We start from the raw sequence: 21,366 nt of genomic DNA on the forward strand, positions 1-21,366 counted from the left end.
GTAATGTCCAAAATTAAGAGTTCAACTTAAAATGATAATATCAAAGACATTGGATTACGCAGTCAGGACATTGATATACCTTGGGAAACAACCCGAGGGAAAAACAATTTTTATGAAGGAAATCGCCGAGAATCAGAGGATACCATTGAGTTATCTGGCGAAAGTAATGAGACAGCTTGTAAAAGCAGGAATTGTGTGGTCAGAATTTGGACCAAATGGTGGTTATTCCCTTAAAAAGACACCATCGCAAATAACTCTAAAACAAGTTTATGAAGCTGTTGAGGGAGAAATAAAGATGATAGATTGTTTTGATAATCCAACTTATGCTTGCGTTTTCACATCTTGTTGTGGTCAAGCGGATATATGGCACGAGGTTGAAATGAAGCTTGTGAACATACTTGAAAGCATAACCATTCAAGATATAATTGCTCGGGATTGCACATACCCGACGAAACTTTTAAAAACAAAAATAAATAAACAGGAGAAAAAGCATGCCAACTCTTGAAGTAAGGGACTTGTATGTCAGCGTTGATGGTAAAGAAATTCTAAAGGGCTTGAATTTTTCAATCAATAAAGGCGAAGTTCATGCGTTGATGGGTCCGAACGGTTCAGGTAAAAGCACGCTTGCGTATACGATCATGGGACATCCGAAGTATAAAGTTGAGAAGGGAGATATAATTTTTGAAGGTAAAAGTATACTTGATCTTAAACCTGATGAACGTGCACGACTTGGGCTTTTTCTTGGGTTTCAATACCCTGTTGAAGTACCAGGTGTGACATTATTTAATTTCCTTTGGAAGGCAATCCAAGCGATAAATCAGGACTCCACTCTTCAAAGAAATTTAAATTTGCCAAAGTCGGTGATTGATTACAAAAAGGATATAATTGACAAAGTGAAAAGATTGAACATGAATGAGATTTTCATATATAGACCCATTGGTGTTGGTTTTTCAGGTGGAGAGAAGAAAAGGATGGAGATTCTGCAGATGGCTATGTTGAAACCGATAATCGCTTTTCTTGACGAGCCCGATTCGGGTCTTGATATTGATTCATTGAAGATCGTCGCCGATGTCGTTAATTCAACACGCAATCCAGACATTGGGATAGTTATGATAACGCATTATCAAAGAATTTTAAATTACATCCAACCAGATTTCGTTCATATAATGCTTGATGGCAAAATTGTAAAGTCGGGTGGTCCTGAAATAGTTGAAAAACTTGAACAGGAAGGTTATGCTTGGATAAGAGAAACCGCAGCAGAAGCTGCTGATTAAAAAATTAAAAAGGAGATGAACCAATGGCAGAAGTGAAAACACAAAAGCCAAAAATAGATCTTGATTACACCAGATATGACTTCAAAGACGAGGTCAAATATGTCTATCAATCTAAGCGTGGTTTAAGCAGAGAAGTTGTTGAGGAAATCTCGTACTGGAAAAATGAACCCGATTGGATGAGGAGATTCCGGTTGCATTCGCTTGAGGTATTTCTTAAGAAACCGATGCCAACCTGGGGTGCTGACCTCTCGGAGATAAATTTTGACGAATACATTTACTATATCAAGCCAACAGACAGAAAAGGCAAATCTTGGGATGAGGTTCCGGAGAATATAAGACAGACGTTTGAACGACTTGGCATACCTGAAGCGGAAAGGAAATTCTTAGCTGGTGTTGGAGCACAGTATGAGTCAGAGGTTGTCTATCACAGTTTGCGTGAGGATTTGCGGAAAAAGGGCGTTATTTTCACCGATATGGACACCGCTGTAAGAGAATACCCAGAAATTGTTAAAAAATACTTTGGAACGGTTGTCCCACCAGAAGATAACAAATTCGCAGCTCTTAACAGTGCTGTTTGGAGTGGTGGTAGTTTTGTATATGTTCCAAAGGGTGTTAAGGTTGATTTCCCGCTTCAGGCGTACTTTAGGATAAATGCGGAAAGCGTTGGACAATTTGAGAGGACATTGATCATTGCGGAGGAAGGTGCTGAAGTCCATTACATTGAAGGTTGCACCGCCCCAATCTATCGTGAAGATTCACTTCACAGTGCCGTTGTTGAAATAATCGCAATGCCCGGCTCACATGTGAGATATACAACTGTTCAGAATTGGTCAAAGAATGTCTATAATCTCGTTACGAAAAGGGCTGTGGCTTATGAGGGTGCTTTCGTTGAATGGGTTGATGGAAACCTCGGAAGCAAGACAACGATGAAATATCCATGTGTTTATCTTTTGGGCAAAGGCGCAAGAGCTGAGGTCTTATCAATCGCATATGCAGGTGCAGGTCAACATCAAGATACCGGAGCAAAGATAATACATGTTGCTCCCTACACCACAAGTAACATCGTTTCAAAATCAATCAGTAAGGATGGCGGAAGGACAAGCTATAGGGGTCTCGTAAAGGTTCAAAAAGGCGCCATTGGAGTTAAAGCAACGATCAAGTGCGATGCCTTAATGCTTGATGAATTTTCAAGGTCCGATACTTATCCGTATATGGAGATAGAAGAGGAACTCGTCAGCATCGGACACGAGGCAACAGTTGGCAAAATAAGCGAGGAACAATTATTCTATCTGATGAGCAGAGGTCTGACTGAAAGCGAAGCTTTAACTCTTGTCGTGCTTGGGTTCATTGAACCATTTGCGAAGGAATTACCGCTTGATTATGCAATTGAATTAAACAAACTTATAAAACTTGAAATGGAAGGAGCAATAGGTTAAAAAAATTTTGGAGGTGAAATAACGATGCCGTTTTTCATAGTTCAACATAAACACGAATCAAATAACTGCCCCGCCAGAAATCCAGAACTTGGACAGATGCTTCTAAAACATCTCTCATCGGCAAGAGATTATAAGGTTGAGATTAAATCGGAAGGGGTTATTGATGGCTCGCATAGGTTATTTTTGTTTGTTGAATCTGAAAGCAGAGAAAATGTTGAGAACTTCATGTTCCCATTTAAGCAATTTGGAGATGTTGAAATCTTCCAAGCCTCACTTTGTGAGTCCGTGGTTAATAGAGGCGGTTGTTAATTTTCAAAAATTCTCAAAAATTTTTTAATTTAAACACGAAAACTCAAGGATAAAGGAAAATGTCTGAAATAACACTGCCAAATTGTTTATCAACCGAAACCATAGATAAAATTTCACACACACGAAGTGAACCTGAATGGCTCATAGAAAAGAGAATCCAGGCGCTTGAAGTTTTTGACTCCCTTGACCTGCCAGAGTCAAAATACACGAAAATAAAAAGATTTAACCCGGAAATTTTAAACCCATTTGCGCAAGGGGAGACCTCCAAAGTTATGTTTAACATAGATAAACTTGACATCTTCATCCTTCAAGCAAACACATCAATAAGGTATAGAGTCTCCAAATCACTCTCAAATAAAATTGTTTTATTGCCCCTTGCCGACGCCTTAAAAGAATACGAAGAATTGATTCGTGAAAAAATTTTTTCAAGATTTAAGTTTGAGAAGAATAAATTCACGGCGCTTCATCTTGCGCTTTTAAACGCTGGCGTTTTCATCTATATCCCCGATGACATTGAACTTGACCAGCCAATTTACATAATAAATGAGGTGCAAACTGAGAATGCCGGCATATTTTCACATAATCTTATAATCGTTGGGAAAAACTCGCGCATTACGATAGTTGAAGAGAATCATTGTTGCCTTGGAGATGAATATGCCTTTGCCTCAAATGTGAGTGAAATTTTCAGTGGTGAGGGAAGCTATGTTAACTTCATAAGCATAAATAATCTCGCTTTTGGCATCTACAATTATATTGAAAGGATTTTTAACCCTGATAAGGATTCAAAAATTAACTTAATAAGCAATTGGCTCGGCGGTAAATATACAATAGCCAGGCATGAAGGAATACTTGAAAATCCTGGTTCTGAGTTTAGAGATATTCAAATTGCGTTCGCAGGCGGGAATCAACATTTTGATTTAACAAGTTATGCTCAGCATATAAGTCCATATACAAAGAGTAATGTAGTGATGAGAGGTGTAGCAAAGGACAAAGCGAGATTGGTTTTTTACGGTCTCGTTGACATTGAGAAAGATGCGCACGATTCTGACTCTTATTTAAGCGAGCATGCGATGCTTTTAAACCCCGGGGCTCGTGCAAACGCTATACCATCGCTTCAGATTAAAAATGCCAATGTGCGAGCAGGTCATGGGGCAACGGTTGGTCAAATTGATGAAGAACAAATTTTTTATCTTATGACCCGTGGATTAAATGAGAGCGAAGCAAGGAAAGCAATCGTTGAAGGTTTCCTATTACCCGCTTTTGATGAGATAAGAATTGACTTCGTACGCGAAAGGATTCAAACGATGATACATCAAAAATGGGATTCACAAAAATAAAACCGGAATCTTGAAAATGGATGACCTTCAAATGGAAATTTTACTTGATCACTACCAAAATCCGAGAAACTTCGGACATCTTGAAAATCCTGACATAGTCTATGAAGAGGGGAATCCCTCCTGTGGAGATCAGATAAGAATTGAAATTAAGCTTGAGGACAACAGAATAGCCGACATCAAATTCACTGGAAAAGGTTGCACCATAAGTCAAGCGTCCGCATCAATTTTGACTGAGATTGTCAAGGGCAAATCACTAGATGAAATCAAAAATTTCAGCAAAGAAGATATGTTAAATGCGCTTGGGATTCCGATAAGTCCGATAAGATTGAAATGCGCTCTTTTAGGGCTTAAGGTTTTAAAAGCAGGAATATACGGCATAAAAACCTGGCCTGGGGAAGAGGATTGAAAAACAAAAATTAAACCCACGATGACGATAACGGGTCAATTCATTGAAGTCGCAAGTGTTGATCAAATCAAAAACGGTGAATTAAAAGCTTTTGATGTGAATGGTGAATCAATAATTTTGATAAATTTGAACGGTCAATTTTATGCCTATAAAAATCAATGCTCCCATATGGAACTTGAATTAACCGATGCCGAGATTGAAGGTGAAATTTTAACTTGTCCGTGGCATGGGGCTCAGTTTGACATCAAGACGGGTGAGGTTGTGCGACTTCCGGCGTCAGAACCACTTGAAAAATACGAGATAAAAGTTGAAGACGGAAAAATTTTCATAAAAATTTAAAGGCATTTAACTATATGCGGGAACAAAACAATGAAATTTTAACGGCAAAAATTGACTTAGAAAAAATTAGAAGTGACTTCCCAATTTTAAAACGAATCGTGAACGGCAAACCTATAATTTACTTTGACAACGCAGCTACAACGCAAAGACCTCAGCAGGTAATTGACGCAGTTAAAAACTTTTACGAAAAGATGAACGCAAATATCCACAGAGCTGTACACACATTGAGTTACGAGGCAACGATTGCTTACGAAGAAGCACATAAAAAAGTGGCAAAGTTTATCAATGCGAAGTCATGGCGGGAAATAATTTTCACCAGAAACGCAACAGAAGCAGTAAATCTTGTGGCTTATGCCTGGGGATTGCAAAACTTGAACGAAGGGGATGAGATATTAGTTACGATAATGGAACATCATTCAAACATAGTCCCGTGGCAATTTTTAAAGAAGTTAAAGGGTATAAATCTTAAATTCGTTGATATAACCGATGAAGGTTATCTTAAAGTTGAAGAGTTTGAAAAGTTAATCACTGAGAAGACCAAACTTGTCGGTGTCGTTCATGCTTCAAATGTTCTCGGAACGATAAACCCAGTAAAGGAGATAACTCAAATTGCGAAATCAAAGGGTAGTTATGTTTTAATTGACGGGGCTCAGTCAACACCGCACATAAAAGTTGATGTTCAAGATATCGGTTGCGATTTCTTCGTCGCCTCCGGGCATAAGATGCTTGGTCCAACTGGAATTGGTTTTCTTTACGCAAGGCGTGAAATACTTGAAGAGATGAATCCATTTCTATACGGCGGAGATATGATAAGCACTGTGACAATTGAAGGAGCAACTTGGAATGAACTACCCTGGAAATTTGAAGCCGGGACGCCAAATGTCGCCGGTGGGATTGGACTTGGAGCAGCAATTGATTACCTGCAAAATATCGGGATGAATAAAGTTTTTGAGCATGAAAAGGAACTTTTAAATTATGCTTTTGAGAAGATGACGGAAATTCCAGACATTGAAATTTACGGTCCGAGGAAAGACCGCCTTGGCGTGATTTCGTTCAACATCAAAGGAATTCATCCCCACGATGTAGCCGGGGTCCTTGACCAGGATGGCATTGCTGTAAGATCGGGAAATCACTGTACCCAACCACTTCTTGCGCGCCTTGGCGTTGAAAATACAGTCAGGGCAAGTTTTTACATCTATAACACATTTGATGAAATTGATAAATTCATTGAGGCATTGAAGAAAGCAGTTAAAATTTTCAAAAGATAGAAAATTAAAAAATGGCGATTCGTTTCCCGATTTACCTTGACAATCACGCCACGACTCCCATTGATCCGAGAGTACTTGATGCGATGCTTCCATATTTTACGGAGAAATTTGGCAATTCAGCAAGTCGTCAGCATCAATTTGGATGGGAAGCTGAATCTGGGGTTGAACTCGCCAGAAAACAAGTCGCCGAACTTATAAACGCCAACCCAAAGGAAATTATCTTCACAAGCGGAGCCACGGAATCAATAAATCTCGCCTTGAAAGGTATTGCCCTTGCTTACTCAGAAAAAGGAAAACACATAATAACGACTCAGATAGAACATAAAGCCGTCCTTGACACCTGTAAACGACTTGAAAAGTGGGGATTTAAAGTTGATTATGTTCAAGTTGATAAATACGGTCTTGTTGACCCGGATGAAATCAAAAAAAGAATCACAAAGGAAACAATCCTTGTCAGTGTAATGTTCGCAAATAATGAGATTGGGACAATTGAACCGATAGAAGAAATTGGCAAGATTTGCGCCGAGATGAATGTCTTATTCCATACAGATGCTGCGCAAGCTTTGGGCAAAATCCCGATTGATGTGCAAAGGATGAACATTGACCTTATGTCAATGTCAGCTCATAAACTTTACGGTCCAAAAGGCGTTGGTGCTCTTTTCATAAAAAAGAAAATGCCTAAGATAAAAATTGTCCCGATAATTGATGGTGGCGGTCACGAGAACGGATTAAGGTCTGGAACACTCAATGTCCCAGGGATAGTTGGCTTCGGGAAAGCTTGTGAGATAGCGAAAAATGAAATGATGGAGGAATCAGAAAGATTAAAGAAACTTCGCGATAAACTTCAAGATGGAATAATGAGCCAGATTGAGGATGTCTATTTAAACGGTCATCCTGAGAGAAGATTGCCAAACAATTTAAACTTGAGCTTTGACGGGGTCGAAAGCGAAGCGATAATGATGGGAATGAAGGAGATCGCAGTTTCAAGTGGTTCAGCTTGTTCATCAGCAAGCGTTGAGAAATCGCATGTGCTTAAAGCGATCGGATTAAACGACGATTTGATAGCCGGTGCGATAAGATTTGGGCTTGGAAGATTTAATACAGAAGAGGAAATTGACTACGCAATAAATCGCGTTGTTGAGGTTGTAAATAACTTGCGAAATATATCCCCAAGATATAAATTGAAAAAAGAAGCGACGAAAATTTAAAAATAAAAGCCCACGGGAAATGAAGGAGTTAAAAGTTTTGCAGGATAACTGGCAAGATTTTCTGAAATTTATGAAAAACCATTATCCACTCTATCACCTTTCAAATGTCTTTGTCAGGGACATTGAATATGCGATAATTGACTATTTTTTGAACAAGGGGACCAAGTTAAGCTTTTCCGAGGCGGAGTATTTGGCACAAAAATTTGCGGAGTTTATGGCTGAAAAAGGGATTTTCAAACCGATCAAAAATGAGTACAACCGCGTTTGGACGCTAAATTACCCGGAGTTTAAGAAACCAAGTGTTCAAAAAACAGGTGAAACAAAAACTTAACAAAGGAGGATTAAATGAGTCAGATCAATCAAGAGCAAATTGAGAAGATTAAAATTACAGATAGAGCAGCTAAAGAGATAAAGCAAATAATCGCTGATAACGATATACCAAATGAATACGCATTAAGGGTCGGAGTGAAAGCAGGCGGATGTTCTGGCTTTTCATATGTTTTGATATTTGACACCGTCAAAGAAAACGACATCATATTTGAATCAAATGGCATCAGGGTTGTAATTGACCCGAAAAGCTTATTTTATCTTGAAGGGACTGAGCTTGACTTTGTTGATAGTTTAATGGGTCGCGGTTTTGTGTTCCATAATCCAAATGCTACGAGAAGTTGTGGTTGCGGTGGTTCATTCTCTGTTTGATGTTTTAAAATCAAAAATTTTAAACCCATGGTTACAAGAAGACAATTTTTGAAAGGCGTTGGTTTGTCTTTACTTTCAATTCCGTTTACAAAATTTTCAAATCTTTTTTCACAAACAAAACAAAAAAAGGAGGTTCGGATGCCTTACGAAGCAAAAAACTTTGATCACCTTCTTGGGACGCCTGGATTTAGCGACCAGTTGCTTAAAAATCACTTCACACTTTATCAAGGTTATGTGACGAATACGAATAAGCTTGCAGATATACTTGACCAGATGTTAAAGGAAGGTAAAACTGGAACACCTGAATATGCTGAGTTGAAAAGAAGATTCGGCTGGGAATTTAACGGGATGCGTCTTCATGAATACTACTTCGGGAACATGATCAAAGGCGGGAAAGAACTCGATAAGGGCTCGGCGTTTTATAAAAAATTGACGGATGATTTCGGTTCATACGAAAACTGGGAAAAGGATTTCAAATCAACCGGGACGATGAGGGGAATCGGTTGGGTCGTCCTTTATCTTGACCCGATAGCGAATAGATTATTTAACACTTGGATAAACGAGCATGACCTCGGGCATCTGGCTGGATCAATTCCACTTCTTATCATGGATGTCTTTGAACACGCATATATGATTGACTATGGTCTGAAGAAGGCAGATTACATTGAGGCATTTTTCAAGGCGATTGACTGGAGCGTTGTCGTTAACAGATTCAACAACGCGCCAAAGGTAACTTTATAAAAAAAATTAACGGGAGCACCTTATTTGCTCCCGTTCTTGTCTTTAAATGGGGAAAATTGATATCTGCCTTGTTGAAGTTGGTAAAGTAGATGAACAAACGATAGAAATAATTGAAAGAAATTTTCCGATCTATTTCAATTGGAACATAAAAGAAATCTTTAAACTTCCCATCCCCGCTCAAAGTTTTAACCCGAAACGAAAACAATTTCATTCCTCAACGATAATTTTATTTATATCAAACTCACTTTCAAAAAAGCCGTGTAAATTTGTGATATCAGTTACTGAGGTTGATCTATATGTTGAGGGCTTGAATTTCGTTTTTGGCGAGGCAAGACCAGATCTTGGCGTTTGCATAATCTCAACCTACCGGCTAAAACCCGAATATTACGGCGAAAGTAAAGATTTGAAAATTTTTGAAAGAAGAGTTTTAACTGAAGCTGTCCACGAAATTGGGCATTTGCTAAATTTAAAACATTGCAAGGATCCAAATTGCGTGATGTTTTTCTCAAATTCTATATTTGATACTGATAGGAAAGGTTTCTTATTTTGTGATAGATGCAAAATTAAAATAACCGAGATCAAATGAGCTACATTCACAAAAAACATTTCACGCTTGAATCAGCAAGAGAACTTCTTGAACAGATAAAGCCACTTGTCGCACGCTTAATTGAACTAAAGAAAGATCTTGACGCTAAAGGATACGATATTTACAGACATAGATATTTTTCCGGCGGTCCAAATGGGTTAAAAAATTACCCTCCAGAACTTGAGGAACTTGTAGCGATAATTGAAAGGATTGAATCACTCGGAGCACTCGTCAAAGGAATTGACCGAGGTCTTATAGATTTTCCATACATAAGGGAAAATGGACAAGAGGTTTATCTTTGCTGGATGTTTGGAGAGGATGACATCCAATACTGGCACACAATTAGCGATGGTTTTATGGGTAGAAGACCGCTTGACGAGATTTAACCGCCTTTAACTACCCTCTCAAGCCATAATTTTGCCTCAACCGATTCGGGTTTAATCCTTAAAGCTTCCTCAAAATAAAACTTCGCTTTATCCCTTTTGCTATGCTTAAACTCATAAATTCCCCGATTCAAAATCATCTTGACGATCAAATTTAAAAGCTTATCAAAATACTTATTATAAATCCTCCCCCTGACTTCAAACCCAGCAAAATTATAATCTTTGTAATCGTCATCTTTATAAAGCGCAAACATAAAACCTTCGGGAACTCTATTGTACTTCCTCCCTATCTCTGGTTCAATTTCAATCCCAACATAAACAGGTCTTTCTTCTATGTTTTTGTCAATAAAACTATTGATCATCTTAATGAATTTTTCTTCAATCACCATAGGATCATAAGGAAGGTTGTGTTCAAACTTATAAAGCTCAATAAGAAATGAATTAACCTCTTCACTTGACTTCTGAATTAACCACGGATAATTTTTTTCAAGTTGTTTGATATACCACGAACGACGGAGAAGTTCCTTATCAATTATAACGACATCTTTTCTTATACCTTCAACAAGTTGAAAGTAAAAAGCAGGTGAGACGAAATAATCCCACTGATATGAAATTACGATTGCGTTTCTTTTGACATTGTTTAAAATATTGAGCGTATATTTTTCCGGGAGGAAATTTTCGGATTTATTTACTTTTTTAAAGTTAAATCCAATGGTTGAGACTATGCAGACAATCCCAAAAGCAACGACAAACAATTTTGGAATCCGGCTTGGTAGATATGTCATACCGTGAAAAATCCACACCGCAAGAATAAAATATGACACAAGAAAATATGCATCTATATCGTGTATATCATAATTTGAGGAAATTAGAACGCAAGTGATAAAAGCGATTATCGTAAATCGGGATATTTTTTTGTCAAACTTTAAAATTTTCACGACCCCGATTAAAGCGAATAAAATTGAAAAATATCCGAAGTTTTCCGGAAGAGTTGAAACATAATATGAAATCTGGCTCATCATGACCTCAAAAGAAGAGAAAGCCCAAACACGATATTGTTTACCAGTGATATGGTTTAAAAAATTTTCAAGTGTTGACGGGTCACCCCAATTCAAGAAAGAGCCAGATTTAGCTCTTATAGGCAGATAAACAAAGAGGTGTTAAACCGATTAAGAAAAGAACAAGGGAAAAAAGGGAAATTTTAAAGTTTAGTTCCCTGCAAAATTCAGAGATGAAAATATATATCACAGATGGGATGAGGAAAATTATCGTGAGATGATTTGTAAACGAAAGACCGAGCAGGAAGCTAAAAAAGAAGAAATATCGCAAGCTACCAGTTGATCTAAATTTAAAAAGGGAGTAAAGTATCAGGGAAATCAGTAAAGATTGGAAAGAATAAACCTCAAAAGAAAGTGCTTGTTCCCAGAAAAATAAACTAAAAGAAAGAGCAAGGGATGTCAATGAAGCGAAAAGTTTTGGGTCTTTTGCTTTTTTACCTGCGATTGAAATTAGAAATTTTGCGAAGAAGAAAATGGCAAGCGAAGAAGATAGGGCTGAAAACAAGTTCGCCTTTGAAATTACACGCAAAGGCAAAGGAAGAAGTAAAAAAACGCGAGAAATAAATGTAAAGAGAGGATAACCCGTTGGATGCGCTATGCCAAGTGTAAATGAAACCGCAGTTAATTCACCAGAATCTATGAAATCAACCGATGGACTCAATGTATAAAGATAGACAAGAAAAGACACAAGCGCTGGAAAAAGTGAATAACTTTCAGCTTTAAGTTTTTCAATCATAGCAAAGCAAGTTTTCGCAGGGTTTTAAGGTTCATCAGATCAAATCTATCATCATTCCCTTTTGGTGTTTCTATTATTTTCGGTATCCCAGCGAAAATCGGGTTTCGCATTATGTAAGCAAAAGCTTCCTTTCCAATAAATCCCTTACCTATGTGATAATGTCTATCAACGCGAGAATTAAATTCACGCATTGAATCGTTGAGATGAAAAACCTTTATTTTTTCAATTCCAATTATAGCGTCAAACTCCGAAAAAGTTTTTTCACATCCTTTTTCGCTTCTGATGTCATAACCGGCTGAAAATATATGACATGTATCAATACAAACCCCGACTCTTTTTTTATCTTCAACAAGTTCAATTATCTTTCCTATCTGCTCAAACCTATATCCAATTCCAGAACCCTGACCTGCGGTTACCTCAATTACACTTAATGTTTTGAAACCTTTTGTTTTTTCGTGGATTATGTTAAGTGATTCAGCGGTCAACTTGATTCCATAGTCAAGTCCCTTCCCAAGATGTGCACCCGGATGAAAAACAAAATAATCTGCTCCTATATTTTCACATCGCTTCAACTCATCAATAAAAGCGACCCTTGACTTATTCAGAACTTCCCTATCAGCTGAACACAAATTTATTAAATACGAACTATGCACGATGACAGGGTGAATATCGGCTCTTTTCAATTCAACTTTAAATTTTTCTATCTCGCCCTTTGTAAATTTCCGTGCTTTCCATTGCGCGTTGCTTTTTACGAAAATCTGCATCGTTTCACAGCCAATGCCCGTAGCTCTTGATACCGATTTATAAAGACCACCCAAAATTGAAACATGCGCACCGATGTTCAATCTTCGCCTTTCCATCAGCCCCTTTTAAGTATGAAATAAAGTCCAAGGATTATCAATAAAATTGGCCATAATTTTTCCGTTTTTTCCCAAAGCTCAAACGAGTATATGACCCCGAGATTTGTAAGAAGAAACAAAACACCGATACCCGTTAAGGTAATGGCTGGCAATAGTAAAGCTATATCCCGTGGACGATTCACAAAAGCCATTAAAAACGACAAACCGACTGTAATTAAGACAACTGGCCAGAAGAAATGAACCTCTGGGTTTAGAAGACCGGATGAGTCAATGAAAAGGTAAATCCCGAAGAAGAACCAAATTGAACCCCAAAAGACCTTCCTGTTTGAGTCAAGACCAAATCCCATATAACCCAAGTATGCACCATAGATTACGAGGACCACCGATATGATCTTTTTCCAGCCAAGAGTTAAAATGCCAAATTTATTCAAAAGTAAAGTTAGCCCAATGATTACGAAAGCAATTCCAAGCCAAAGTTTATTTTTGTGAGAATTCATATGCATCGTTCATTATTTTTTCGCTAAAATAGTTTTACTTAACAAATCGGAAAAAGTTTCACGACTGCGTATAAGATAATAATTTTCCCCATCAATTAGAATTTCTGCGGGTCTTAATCTTGAATTGTAATTTGAACTTGCCACAAAGCCATATGCACCTGATGTCAAGACAGCGAGATAATCACCTCTTGAAACTTTGTTAATTTTTCTATCCTTGGCTATAAAATCGCTCGTTTCACATACCGGTCCAACGATATCGGCTGTTTCAATCTCGGTTGATTTGATCTCAACAGGAACAATTTGATGATAAGCACCGTAAAGAACTGGTCTTATAAGCTCGGTCATGGCAATGTCAGTGATAATGAAATTTTTATCTCTGTTTTTCTTTTTATAAAGGACCTTCCCGACAAGAATACCTGCATTTGCAATGATAAATCTTCCCGGTTCAAACATTATCTCACAACCCAAACTTTCAAGCAATGGCAGGACTTCCTTGCTAAATTCGTTAAGATTTAACTCACGGTCTTCATCATTTTCAAGTGGCAATTTTTCGTACTTCAAGGCATTTTTATATTTCACACCAATCCCACCACCAAAATCAATATGCGAAATTTTTATTCCTTCTTTTTCCAATTTTTCAATATATCTCAAAATAAACTTTGCCGTCTCAATAAACGGCTCAACATCTGTGATTTGTGAACCAATATGAGTGTGAATACCTATAACTTCAATCCAAGGCATCTTACCTGCCTTTTTAAACACATCAATTGCTTCGTCTGGGTTGATTCCGAACTTACTTGTTTTAATTCCAGTTGAGATATACGGATGTGTCCTTGCATCAATGTCAGGATTGATACGTATTAAAAGCCTAACCTTTTTATTTAAATTTTCCGCTAATTTCGCGATGATGTAAATTTCTTCTTCATTTTCAACATTAAGCGAGAAGACATCATTTTCAATCGCAAATTTTATTTCTTCGTCATATTTTCCCACCCCAGCAAAGGATATATCAGAAGGTTTAAAGCCCGATTTCAAAGCGATGTATATTTCACCCGCTGAGACAGTATCAGCGCCAGCGCCAAGGTCCTTCAAAATTTTTAAAATTTCTGGGTTTGAATTTGCCTTCAATGCATAAAGGATTTTGTGACCACGAAGAGATTCTTTCAATAAATTGAAATTTTCAATTACCTGCGCTTTGCTGTAGATATAAATTGGCGTTTGGAATTCCTCAACGATCTTTCTAATTGGAACATTTTCACAGTAAAGTTCATCTACTTTGTAATAAAAGTGCATTTTGGAATTTCCTTTTTTAAAAAATTACTTTTCCGGGTTGAATTTTTCAATGAAAATTTTGCGAAAAAGGTCTGAAAATAAAAAAGGACGCCACGAGGGCGTCCCTAAAACTTAACGGAATAAAATCTCACTTCAAAAGACCCAGACGGCGATATTTTTCAACATATTTTTCGTAAAGCTTAACCTGCCTATTACTTAAATCAACTTTTTTACCTTGGATGAACTCATACACGACTTGCGTTGAAATTTCAAGCGGGTCACCAGTAGTAACGATTAAAGTTGCATCTTTACCTGGTTCAATTGAACCCACTTTATCAGCAACGCCAAGTATTTCAGCGGGGTAAATTGTGATGGCTTTTAATGCCTCTTCCCTTGGAAGACCAAACGCAACACAAGTCCCAGCTTGATATGGGAGATTCCTTTCATTGTAATAACCACCTTCTCCACCTATACAGAACTTAACACCGGCTTTATAAAGTTTATAAGCCACGGTGAATGGCTCATCATAATCAGAATATCTTCTTGAGGGGAGGCGGTGAATGTTCGTTAAGATTACAGGGATGCCTTTATTTTTCAACACATCAGCCACCTTCCAAGAGTCAGCACCACCAACGATTACGATTTTAAGCCCTTCACTTTCAGCCCATTCAATTGCCGATAAAATTTCCTTTGAAGAATTCGCATGAATGAAAACAGGAACTTTACCTTCAAGAACGGGAATCATCGCCTCATACTTTAAATCAGTATCGTGATATGGAACTCCTTTTTGAATTTCTGATTCTTTTGCTTTCTTATAAGCCCTTGCTTTTTGGAATGTCTCCCTGATAAGATTAAGACGTGTTTCAACTTCCTTTTTCAATTCTTCGGGGCTTCTCCTCACAAACATAAATCCTCTAGATGGCAAAGTCATCCTCGGCCAATAAATATGAAGACCAACGGGTGCTTTAAGCGTCATTTCTTCCCAAGTCCAGCCATCAAGCATCATCAAAGCCGATTGCCCAGCTATAAGCTCACCAGTTGGAACTACAAGAGCCATTGTTATACCATTTGACCTTGTTACTGGCGGATGTTCGCTATCGGGATTAAAGGCAATCTCAGCTCTTACATTTGGATTCACAAGCCCAACTTCTGTGACATCACGCGTTGCTCTTACAGCGCCTATCTCTATTAAACCAATAGTCGTGAAAGCATTTATAAGTCCAGGGTAAATGTGCTTCCCTTTCACATCTATAACCTCGGCATCCTTTGGTATGTTAATTTCTCTCCCGACGGCGACAATTTTCCCTTTGTCAAATAAAACAACACCATTCTCTATTGTTCCTTTCGTTACCGTATGGATAGTTCCACCAACCAATGCAATCGGCTTTTCCTGCGGTTTCCCCGGGATTATATCCGAAGAAAACACGGGCAATGTAAACAGAACGATCAAAACCAAAACGATCATTTTACCTTTCATTTTTAAACCTCCCTTTTATTGTGTTGCAAATTGTGGTTGCTGTCTAACTGATTGCTTAACTTCAAAAATTTTCTGAATGATGAAGTTCCTCATCTTTTTGATCTCTTCACGCATCTTTAAGTCCTCATTCCTATCAAAGTATTTTCTCCCTTCAATCCATGTCTGTTCACAAATTGAATAGGTTGAAAGTGGATTTCCACTCCAAATTACGAAGTCAGCTTGCTTACCGGGTTCAAGCGAGCCAACATATTTATCAATTTTCAATTGTCTTGCGGGATTTATAGTGACAAGTTTTAATGCTTCTTCCTCTGACAAACCACCATATTTGATCGCTTTAGCCGCTTCAGTGTTAAGACGTCTTGCAAGTTCATCGCTGTCCGAGTTAAATGATGTCACAACCCCAACTTTTTCCATAAGTGCTCCGTTGTGGGGTATGGCATCATAAACTTCAAACTTATAAGCCCACCAATCGCTAAATGTTGAAGCACCTGCACCGTGCTTTGAAATCACCTCTGCAATTTTATATCCCTCAAGAACATGCTGAAGCGTTGCGATCCTGAAGCCGAAATCTTCGGCAACTCTTAACAGCATCAAAATCTCATCTTGTCTATATGAATGAGCGTGAACAAGCCGTTTACCTTTCAAAATTTCAAGCAAAGCTTCAAGTTGAAGGTCTCTCCTTGGTGGGATTAAAATCTTCTTCTTGCTTTCAGCATTATATATCTCCCACGCTTTTTCATAGTCAAGAGCTGCTTTGAAAGCGTCTCGTATAATTTGCTCAACTCCCATACGCGTCTGCGGATATCTCGTTGTGTATCTGTCACCCCAGTTGCTTTGTTTGACATTTTCACCAAGGGCAAATTTTATCCCAGGCGGAGCTTCTCTGAAGATCAATTCGTCAGGAAGTGAGCCCCACTTATATTTTATAACGGCATTTTGTCCTCCGATCGGATTAGCTGAACCATGGAGCAAATTAGCGCAGGTAACTCCACCTGCAAGTTGCCTATAAATGTTTATGTCATCGCTATTTATAACATCTTGAATTCTTACTTCTGCAGTGATAGCCTGAGTTGACTCATTTACACCACCTGTTATAGCTGTATGAGAGTGTGCATCAACAATTCCAGGAGTTACATGTTTCCCGGTTGCATCAATGATAAGAGCTCCTTTGGGTGCTTGGAGATTTTTTCCGATTTTCTCTATAATTCCACGACGAATCAGCATATCAGCATTTTCAAGCTTTCCAGCGTTTGAACATGTCCAAATAGTTGCGTTTTTGATCAAAATGTATTCGGGTTGTTCTGGTAATTTTTTGAAGCCAAATTCACCATCGGGATATGTAATTTCCAGCGGTTCAAATTTAACTTTTCTGACTCCCCTTTGCTGTTCTTCTTTTGGTTCCCCAATTCTGACAGCGGTAAATTTTAACCTACTCCCATCAAGGATTTCCGCGTAACCTTCAATTTTATCCTTTCTGACAAATGCAGAAACCCTGACAATTCCATTTATTCCAACAGAATCACCATTGAAAGCAAGTGTTAAGTTATTATCAAACAAGCTCGCCCTTATAAGCCCTGTTGATTTATCTCCTTTTTTGATACGACCTCTCAAATTTTTCAACTGTCCCGAAATACTCAATCTCAGGGTATCATCATTTAATTGAACCTTCCACTCACCACGCGGGTCAAACTCCGGCATTCCTTCCACATCGTATTTTTCCCCATCAATCCAAATCTGAAAGATTTTAGCGCCATCTTGAAAAACACTCTTATTAACTATCATAAAGTTAGCCATCTTTCCAACTTCAAGAGTTCCAAGCAGTTTTTCCATTCCAAGTAGTTTCGCTGGCGTCACAGTTAAAGCTGAAAGCGCCACATCTTCAGGTAATCCTCTTTCAATCGCTTCACGAACTTTTTGCAAAAATTCACCCACATTTTCAAGCTGATATGTTGTAAAAGCGAAAGTTACACCTGCTTCGCTTAATCTCTTTGGATTTTCAGGCGCATTATACCAGTGCTTCAAAGTTCTAAGGTCAATCTCATCAGCATCATCTGGATTTTCAATATCAGGTGGCTTTGGGAAATTAACAGGAAGTATAACCGGGAACCCAGCATTTTTAATTGCATCAACTCTACGATACTCATAACCGCTTCCAACGATCCAAGCATTAAGAGAAAATTCCTTCGCTATTTTAACACATCTCAAAAAGTCAAGTTCATCGGATGTTTCAAAGGTCACTGGTTCACCTTTCAGCGTGCTTTGAAGCGCCGAAAGAGAAGAATTTGCCTCGGGTCTTTGAAGTGAAGGATTTTTTGAAAAAGCATCCCAAGCCGAAGCATACCATTGCGCATCAAGAAATGTTTGACGAATTAAAGCGATGTTGCCCATTAAAGAATTCGGATAAACATCCCTTCCAAATCCCCTAATAAAACCAATATGCTGTGCTACCTCTGGCTTGACAACTACATCATTTGGGTCTTTCCCATCAGCAAGTGTGACAAGAACGCTTTTCCCTTTGAAAATACCTTCTCTCGGGACGGATAAAACTATCGCGAAACCTTGCGATCTTAATTTTTCAGCTTCTTTTGGATCGGGTGTAAATTCATTGACTGCAAGTTTATCAGAAAAAACATTCGGATTCCAATTAGTTGCACCTTTTTTCTTTGTCTCAACTTGCTGAGGAGCTTGACCCATTCCCATTTGTTGACGCCGAGGTTCAGGTTTCGGCAGACCATAATTTGTGTAAAGGTCAATAAAAGCGGGATAGATAACTTTCCCGGAAAGATCAATTACACTGGCATCACTTGGAATTGTAACATTTGCTCCGACCGCTTCAATTACACCATCTCTTACAATAAGCGTTCCTTTTTCAATGATTTTACCCGGGGCTTGAACTATTCTTGCATTGATGAAGGCATAAACCTTTGGGGCGTTTTCCCGCAAGCCCTCAACTGGCTTTGTTTTTTGCTGAGCAAATAAAACCTGGATAACGCAGATCAAAAAAATTAATGGGAGAAGTTTTCTCATAGCTTTTTTACGATTTTTTTCTTTTTAGTCGCTTTCCTTTCAAAAATTGTTTCAAAAATAAAAAGCGGTGAGGGGTGGGGGAGGAACCCGCTCACCGCAGGGGGTAACCCTGGGCGGGGATAACCCAGGGTGTGGGGAAAACTTCATCTACAATATAAACAAATGCCCAACAAATAACAAAACTAACTACTTACCTTCATCTCTTCAAGTTTCCTTTTCAAAATCTCATTTACAAGCTTCGGGTTTGCTTTGCCTTTTGTCAGCTTCATAACTTCACCAACGAAGTATCCGAACAATTTATCCTTACCAGCGAGGTATCTTTCAACGTTTTCCTTGTTTTGCTCAAGAACTTTAAGAACCGCTTCCGTTATAAAATCTTCATCGCTAATTTGCATAAGACCCTGTCTCTCTATCACTGATATTGGCTCTTCCCCTGTATGTGAAATTTGCTCAAGAACCTTCTTTGCTGTTGCCTGATTAATTTTACCTTCGTTAACAAGATTTATCAATTGCGCCAAAAATCTTGGCTCAACTTTAAATTCAGTTATATCAATTTGCCTTTCGTTTAAAATTTTCAAGACCTCAACCATTATCCAATTACTTGCGGACTTAAAATCATTTGTAAACTTAACACACTCCTCATAGTAATTAGCAAGCTCTTTTGAGGATGTTAAAACTTCAGCATCGTATTTTGGAAGACCATACTGTCTAATGAATCTATCTCTCCTTTGCTCAGGCAATTCAGGGATTGTTTTCCTTATTTTCTCAACCCACTCCTCAGAAACCACAACCGGCACAAGGTCAGGTTCGGGGAAATATCTGTAATCGTGTGCTTCTTCCTTTGACCTCATCGGTCTGACAACACCTGCTGAAGCGTCCCAAAGGAGCGTCTCTTGAATTATTGTTCCCCCGCTTTCAAGGATTTGAATCTGTCTGTTAATTTCATATTCAAGCGCTTTCTCAACATTTTTTATTGAGTTCATATTTTTCACTTCTGTTTTCGTTCCAAGTTTCGTCTCACCTTTTAACCTAACAGAAACATTTGCATCACATCTGAGCGAACCTTCTTCCATGTTTCCGTCGCAAATATCAAGGTATTGAACTAACTGTCTGATTTTAGCCAAGTAAAGCGCAGCTTCTTGTGGTGTTCTTATGTCTGGTTCAGTAACAATTTCAAGTAATGGAACACCGCATCTATTAATATCAATTAATGTGTCAATATCTTGATCGTGGATGGATTTACCAGCGTCCTCTTCCATATGGATTCGCTTCAATCTAATTTTTTTCTTTACTCCTTCTTTAAGTTCAATCTCAACATAACCGTCATAACAGATTGGATCCTCATACTGTGAAATCTGATAACCCTTGGGTAGGTCGGGATAAAAGTAATTTTTCCGTGCGAAAATGGAGTAACGCCGTATTTTACAATTTGTAGCAAGCCCAAGTTTAACGGCAAATTCAACGACTTTTTTATTTAAAACAGGCAAAGTTCCTGGCATTCCTAAACAAATGGGACAAACATTCGTGTTCGGGGGGAGTCCAAACTTGGTTGAGCAACTGCAAAAAGCTTTTGAACTTGTTAATAATTGTGCATGTACTTCAAGCCCAATCACAGCTTCATATTTATCTGAAAGCATAGTGAAAAATTGGCTTTTTTCTTAAGATAAGAAAAAGGTTTATGAAATTCAATCACAAGGTGGGATTTAAAAATAAAAAACCCGGCAGCGACCTACTCTCCCGGTCGCTCGCGCGACCAGTACCATCGGCGCTGGAGGGCTTAACTTCCGTGTTCGGAATGGGAACGGGTGTTTCCCCTCCGCAATAGCCACCGGGTCAGCAAACTCATGAAAATTGGGAGGGTGAAACCACTGGAGAAGAATACAAGCGAAATCTGTGAGCGGTAAAATTAATTTGGCTAAGTCGCACGGCCGATTAGTACCACTCGGCTAAATCCCTTGCGGGACTTACACCTGTGGCCTATCAACCTGGTAGTCTACCAGGGGCCTTTAGGGTCCCGATATAATCGGGACTCGGGATACCTAATCTTGGGGTGGGCTTCCCGCTTAGATGCTTTCAGCGGTTATCCCATCCGAGCATAGCTACCCAGCGGTGCCACTGGCGTGACAGCTGGTGCACCAGAGGCTCGTTCACCCCGGTCCTCTCGTACTAGGGGTGACTCCCCTCAGGTATCCTGCGCCCGCCACAGATAGGGACCGAACTGTCTCACGACGTTCTGAACCCAGCTCACGTACCGCTTTAACGGGCGAACAGCCCGACCCTTGGGACCTTCTCCAGCCCCAGGATGCGATGAGCCGACATCGAGGTGCCGAACCTCCCCGTCGATGTGAACTCTTGGGGGAGACTAGCCTGTTATCCCCGGAGTAGCTTTTATCCTTTGAGCGACGGCCCTTCCACTCGGAACCGCCGGATCACTAGGCCCTGCTTTCGCATCT

General features: G+C 38.9%; 22 protein-coding genes and 2 rRNA genes (1 of these 24 only partly in view). 14 read left to right on the forward strand and 10 right to left on the reverse strand.

Annotated features, from left to right (window positions below):
- Positions 1-31: 31 nt before the first annotated feature.
- The 14 genes from FKZ43_RS05005 to FKZ43_RS05070 all read left to right on the forward strand — a co-directional run bounded on the left by FKZ43_RS05005 (position 32) and on the right by FKZ43_RS05070 (position 9,989).
- A complete protein-coding gene (locus FKZ43_RS05005) occupies positions 32-505 on the forward strand; it encodes an RrF2 family transcriptional regulator (RefSeq protein WP_140944779.1) in 474 nt (157 codons plus the stop codon).
- Positions 492-1,274, forward strand: coding sequence for a Fe-S cluster assembly ATPase SufC (sufC, locus tag FKZ43_RS05010; RefSeq protein ID WP_140944780.1), 783 nt, complete (start codon positions 492-494; stop codon positions 1,272-1,274). The genes FKZ43_RS05005 and sufC overlap by 14 nt, the downstream gene beginning before the upstream one ends.
- Positions 1,275-1,297: 23 nt before the next feature.
- Entirely contained in the window at positions 1,298-2,710 is a 1,413-nt protein-coding gene (gene sufB, locus FKZ43_RS05015) for a Fe-S cluster assembly protein SufB (RefSeq protein WP_140944781.1), read from the forward strand.
- Between the two features lie 24 nt (positions 2,711-2,734).
- Entirely contained in the window at positions 2,735-3,019 is a 285-nt protein-coding gene (locus FKZ43_RS05020; RefSeq protein WP_140944782.1) for a sulfite oxidase, read from the forward strand.
- Positions 3,020-3,078: 59 nt separating this feature from the next.
- A complete protein-coding gene (gene sufD / locus FKZ43_RS05025) occupies positions 3,079-4,356 on the forward strand; it encodes a Fe-S cluster assembly protein SufD (protein ID WP_140944783.1) in 1,278 nt (425 codons plus the stop codon).
- Positions 4,357-4,372: 16 nt separating this feature from the next.
- The gene (sufU, locus tag FKZ43_RS05030; protein ID WP_140944784.1) at positions 4,373-4,762 is read left to right on the forward strand and encodes a Fe-S cluster assembly sulfur transfer protein SufU; all 390 of its coding nucleotides are present in this window, start codon (positions 4,373-4,375) and stop codon (positions 4,760-4,762) included.
- Positions 4,763-4,783: 21 nt separating this feature from the next.
- Positions 4,784-5,101, forward strand: coding sequence for a Rieske (2Fe-2S) protein (locus tag FKZ43_RS05035; protein WP_140944785.1), 318 nt, complete (start codon positions 4,784-4,786; stop codon positions 5,099-5,101).
- Positions 5,102-5,115: 14 nt separating this feature from the next.
- Positions 5,116-6,369, forward strand: a complete 1,254-nt coding sequence (locus FKZ43_RS05040) for a cysteine desulfurase (RefSeq protein ID WP_320415048.1) — start codon at positions 5,116-5,118, stop codon at positions 6,367-6,369.
- 11 nt (positions 6,370-6,380) lie between these two features.
- The gene (locus FKZ43_RS05045) at positions 6,381-7,577 is read left to right on the forward strand and encodes an IscS subfamily cysteine desulfurase (protein WP_140944786.1); all 1,197 of its coding nucleotides are present in this window, start codon (positions 6,381-6,383) and stop codon (positions 7,575-7,577) included.
- Between the two features lie 19 nt (positions 7,578-7,596).
- The gene (locus FKZ43_RS05050; RefSeq protein ID WP_140944787.1) at positions 7,597-7,908 is read left to right on the forward strand and encodes a hypothetical protein; all 312 of its coding nucleotides are present in this window, start codon (positions 7,597-7,599) and stop codon (positions 7,906-7,908) included.
- A 14-nt stretch (positions 7,909-7,922) separates the two neighbouring features.
- A complete protein-coding gene (locus FKZ43_RS05055; RefSeq protein ID WP_140944788.1) occupies positions 7,923-8,276 on the forward strand; it encodes a HesB/IscA family protein in 354 nt (117 codons plus the stop codon).
- A 138-nt stretch (positions 8,277-8,414) separates the two neighbouring features.
- Positions 8,415-9,017 carry a superoxide dismutase gene (locus FKZ43_RS05060; protein ID WP_140944789.1) on the forward strand — a complete coding sequence of 201 codons (603 nt, stop codon included), beginning with the start codon at positions 8,415-8,417 and terminating at the stop codon, positions 9,015-9,017.
- A gap of 46 nt (positions 9,018-9,063) precedes the next feature.
- Complete coding sequence (locus tag FKZ43_RS05065) at positions 9,064-9,603, forward strand: archaemetzincin family Zn-dependent metalloprotease (protein ID WP_140944790.1); 540 nt, start codon at positions 9,064-9,066, stop codon at positions 9,601-9,603.
- Positions 9,600-9,989 (forward strand): DUF2203 domain-containing protein, encoded by a 390-nt coding sequence (locus FKZ43_RS05070; RefSeq protein WP_140944791.1) that lies wholly within the window; start codon positions 9,600-9,602, stop codon positions 9,987-9,989. Before FKZ43_RS05065 ends, FKZ43_RS05070 begins: the two co-directional genes overlap by 4 nt.
- Here the strand turns inward: FKZ43_RS05070 and FKZ43_RS05075 are convergent.
- The 10 genes from FKZ43_RS05075 to FKZ43_RS05120 all read right to left on the reverse strand — a co-directional run.
- Positions 9,986-11,005, reverse strand: a complete 1,020-nt coding sequence (locus FKZ43_RS05075; protein WP_140944792.1) for a hypothetical protein — start codon at positions 11,003-11,005, stop codon at positions 9,986-9,988. The two genes, FKZ43_RS05070 and FKZ43_RS05075, sit on opposite strands and share 4 nt — an antisense overlap.
- A gap of 109 nt (positions 11,006-11,114) precedes the next feature.
- Positions 11,115-11,780, reverse strand: coding sequence for a protein O-mannosyl-transferase family (locus FKZ43_RS05080; protein WP_140944793.1), 666 nt, complete (start codon positions 11,778-11,780; stop codon positions 11,115-11,117).
- Positions 11,777-12,640, reverse strand: a complete 864-nt coding sequence (gene nfo, locus FKZ43_RS05085; RefSeq protein WP_140944794.1) for a deoxyribonuclease IV — start codon at positions 12,638-12,640, stop codon at positions 11,777-11,779. Before nfo ends, FKZ43_RS05080 begins: the two co-directional genes overlap by 4 nt.
- Positions 12,640-13,137 (reverse strand): LiaI-LiaF-like domain-containing protein, encoded by a 498-nt coding sequence (locus tag FKZ43_RS05090; protein WP_140944795.1) that lies wholly within the window; start codon positions 13,135-13,137, stop codon positions 12,640-12,642. The genes nfo and FKZ43_RS05090 overlap by 1 nt, the downstream gene beginning before the upstream one ends.
- A gap of 12 nt (positions 13,138-13,149) precedes the next feature.
- Complete coding sequence (lysA, locus tag FKZ43_RS05095) at positions 13,150-14,430, reverse strand: diaminopimelate decarboxylase (RefSeq protein WP_140944796.1); 1,281 nt, start codon at positions 14,428-14,430, stop codon at positions 13,150-13,152.
- A 127-nt stretch (positions 14,431-14,557) separates the two neighbouring features.
- Complete coding sequence (locus FKZ43_RS05100; protein ID WP_140944797.1) at positions 14,558-15,886, reverse strand: amidohydrolase family protein; 1,329 nt, start codon at positions 15,884-15,886, stop codon at positions 14,558-14,560.
- A gap of 15 nt (positions 15,887-15,901) precedes the next feature.
- Positions 15,902-18,913, reverse strand: coding sequence for an amidohydrolase family protein (locus FKZ43_RS05105; RefSeq protein ID WP_140944798.1), 3,012 nt, complete (start codon positions 18,911-18,913; stop codon positions 15,902-15,904).
- Between the two features lie 182 nt (positions 18,914-19,095).
- The gene (gatB, locus tag FKZ43_RS05110; protein ID WP_140944799.1) at positions 19,096-20,550 is read right to left on the reverse strand and encodes an Asp-tRNA(Asn)/Glu-tRNA(Gln) amidotransferase subunit GatB; all 1,455 of its coding nucleotides are present in this window, start codon (positions 20,548-20,550) and stop codon (positions 19,096-19,098) included.
- A 79-nt stretch (positions 20,551-20,629) separates the two neighbouring features.
- Positions 20,630-20,746 (reverse strand): 5S ribosomal RNA (rrf, locus tag FKZ43_RS05115).
- 78 nt (positions 20,747-20,824) lie between these two features.
- Positions 20,825-21,366, reverse strand: a 23S ribosomal RNA gene (locus FKZ43_RS05120) (it continues 2,497 nt past the right edge of the window).

It is taken from the genome of Candidatus Thermokryptus mobilis (genome assembly GCF_900070205.1).
In the GTDB taxonomy this organism is placed as follows: Bacteria; Bacteroidota; Ignavibacteria; order Kryptoniales; family Kryptoniaceae; genus Kryptonium; species Kryptonium mobile.

Excerpts from the sequence above, each read along its gene's own strand:
- FKZ43_RS05005 (WP_140944779.1), top strand. The coding sequence starts at position 32 with ATGATAATATCAAAGACATTGGATTACGCAGTCAGGACATTGATATAC.
- sufC (WP_140944780.1), top strand. The coding sequence starts at position 492 with ATGCCAACTCTTGAAGTAAGGGACTTGTATGTCAGCGTTGATGGTAAA.
- sufB (WP_140944781.1), top strand. The coding sequence starts at position 1,298 with ATGGCAGAAGTGAAAACACAAAAGCCAAAAATAGATCTTGATTACACC.
- FKZ43_RS05020 (WP_140944782.1), top strand. The coding sequence starts at position 2,735 with ATGCCGTTTTTCATAGTTCAACATAAACACGAATCAAATAACTGCCCC.
- sufD (WP_140944783.1), top strand. The coding sequence starts at position 3,079 with ATGTCTGAAATAACACTGCCAAATTGTTTATCAACCGAAACCATAGAT.
- sufU (WP_140944784.1), top strand. The coding sequence starts at position 4,373 with ATGGATGACCTTCAAATGGAAATTTTACTTGATCACTACCAAAATCCG.
- FKZ43_RS05035 (WP_140944785.1), top strand. The coding sequence starts at position 4,784 with ATGACGATAACGGGTCAATTCATTGAAGTCGCAAGTGTTGATCAAATC.
- FKZ43_RS05040 (WP_320415048.1), top strand. The coding sequence starts at position 5,116 with ATGCGGGAACAAAACAATGAAATTTTAACGGCAAAAATTGACTTAGAA.
- FKZ43_RS05045 (WP_140944786.1), top strand. The coding sequence starts at position 6,381 with ATGGCGATTCGTTTCCCGATTTACCTTGACAATCACGCCACGACTCCC.
- FKZ43_RS05050 (WP_140944787.1), top strand. The coding sequence starts at position 7,597 with ATGAAGGAGTTAAAAGTTTTGCAGGATAACTGGCAAGATTTTCTGAAA.
- FKZ43_RS05055 (WP_140944788.1), top strand. The coding sequence starts at position 7,923 with ATGAGTCAGATCAATCAAGAGCAAATTGAGAAGATTAAAATTACAGAT.
- FKZ43_RS05060 (WP_140944789.1), top strand. The coding sequence starts at position 8,415 with ATGCCTTACGAAGCAAAAAACTTTGATCACCTTCTTGGGACGCCTGGA.
- FKZ43_RS05065 (WP_140944790.1), top strand. The coding sequence starts at position 9,064 with ATGGGGAAAATTGATATCTGCCTTGTTGAAGTTGGTAAAGTAGATGAA.
- FKZ43_RS05070 (WP_140944791.1), top strand. The coding sequence starts at position 9,600 with ATGAGCTACATTCACAAAAAACATTTCACGCTTGAATCAGCAAGAGAA.
- FKZ43_RS05075 (WP_140944792.1), bottom strand. The coding sequence starts at position 11,005 with ATGAGCCAGATTTCATATTATGTTTCAACTCTTCCGGAAAACTTCGGA.
- FKZ43_RS05080 (WP_140944793.1), bottom strand. The coding sequence starts at position 11,780 with ATGATTGAAAAACTTAAAGCTGAAAGTTATTCACTTTTTCCAGCGCTT.
- nfo (WP_140944794.1), bottom strand. The coding sequence starts at position 12,640 with ATGGAAAGGCGAAGATTGAACATCGGTGCGCATGTTTCAATTTTGGGT.
- FKZ43_RS05090 (WP_140944795.1), bottom strand. The coding sequence starts at position 13,137 with ATGAATTCTCACAAAAATAAACTTTGGCTTGGAATTGCTTTCGTAATC.
- lysA (WP_140944796.1), bottom strand. The coding sequence starts at position 14,430 with ATGCACTTTTATTACAAAGTAGATGAACTTTACTGTGAAAATGTTCCA.
- FKZ43_RS05100 (WP_140944797.1), bottom strand. The coding sequence starts at position 15,886 with ATGAAAGGTAAAATGATCGTTTTGGTTTTGATCGTTCTGTTTACATTG.
- FKZ43_RS05105 (WP_140944798.1), bottom strand. The coding sequence starts at position 18,913 with ATGAGAAAACTTCTCCCATTAATTTTTTTGATCTGCGTTATCCAGGTT.
- gatB (WP_140944799.1), bottom strand. The coding sequence starts at position 20,550 with ATGCTTTCAGATAAATATGAAGCTGTGATTGGGCTTGAAGTACATGCA.